The 1,025-nt window shown below is 57.3% G+C and carries 1 protein-coding gene and 1 pseudogene; one reads left to right on the forward strand and one right to left on the reverse strand.

From position 1 onward, the window contains the following. Positions 1 to 258, reverse strand: a pseudogene (locus J2046_RS33645) (phosphomannomutase); the annotation flags it as partial. 296 nt (positions 259 to 554) lie between these two features. Between J2046_RS33645 and J2046_RS33650 the strand changes: the two are divergent. Then, the gene (locus J2046_RS33650) at positions 555 to 884 is read left to right on the forward strand and encodes a hypothetical protein (protein WP_210059152.1); all 330 of its coding nucleotides are present in this window, start codon (positions 555 to 557) and stop codon (positions 882 to 884) included. Positions 885 to 1,025 lie beyond the last annotated feature (141 nt).

Raw genomic sequence — 1,025 nt, forward strand, 5'->3', positions numbered from 1 at the left:
CCCGTAAAGCGCCAGCGCCGGGGTCGGCACCGCGCCGCAATCGACCGGCGACAGGCCGGCACGCTGCAGGGCGCCAACAACGGTCGCGGCAATCCCCGGGCTCGATGCCCGGAAATCGCGACCGACCAGCATGACGTCACCCGCCTTTGCCGCACCCGTTTCGATCAAATGCCGCGCAAACGCCTGCGTATAGAGCGACGACGCCCGGCCCTCCAGGGCCGCCACAAGTCCACGAAGACCACTTGTGCCGAACTTCATGAAGTACCCATATGAAAATTACAGCCCCTCATCATTCCAGGGTTCGTTTCGCAATGGAAATAAAGCCGAAACTCGAGATGCCGTAAACTGCCCATTACTAACCTAATCTATACCAGGATTGTCTTTGAAATCACTATATATACCGTCATGAATGCCAATCAGTCTTCCCTCTCGCGCAGCGCTTGGCCGGATTCGGATAATGGTGTTATCCTGTTTTTGTAAATAAGCCTATCAGGATTGCCTGACTGATTGATGTCGGCCGAATGCACTCTTCGGCTTTCCAGGGATGGAACCCTATGGGACTGAGTATCTTCAAGTCTGTCGCTTTCGTCGTCCCGCTTGCCGGCCTGGCGCTTCTCATGGAGTTCGGAGGGAAGACGGATGAGAGTGCCTGCTCCGGAACTCTTGCCTTCGAGAAGGCACGGCAGCTTATGGAAGACCGCCCGGAGGTGATCGACATGTCCTTGAAAGGCTTTCGGTGGGTGGACGATTGCCGTTTCGCCATGAATGGCTATGCAGATGTCGAGACCAGCGCAGGTCCGGACCGCCTGGGCTTCGAACTCCTGGTGGCTTTCGATCCGCAAGCGCGCCGATGGCAGCAGGCCGGCTTTTCTATGACGCGTTAGACCGCGCCGAGGACTCCCGGGCGCCCGGATCTTCAGTAGCGGATAAAGTGCCCAACCCGAGAGATAGGTGACGTTTCGTACCGGAGACATGGGTAACACTTTTCGCTTTTTGGCGGGAGGTGTTGATGCCGTGGAAAGCGA

The organism is Neorhizobium petrolearium, from assembly GCF_017873175.1.
GTDB classification, from domain to species: domain Bacteria; phylum Pseudomonadota; class Alphaproteobacteria; order Rhizobiales; family Rhizobiaceae; genus Neorhizobium; species Neorhizobium petrolearium.

Excerpts from the sequence above, each read along its gene's own strand:
- J2046_RS33650 (WP_210059152.1), top strand. The coding sequence starts at position 555 with ATGGGACTGAGTATCTTCAAGTCTGTCGCTTTCGTCGTCCCGCTTGCC.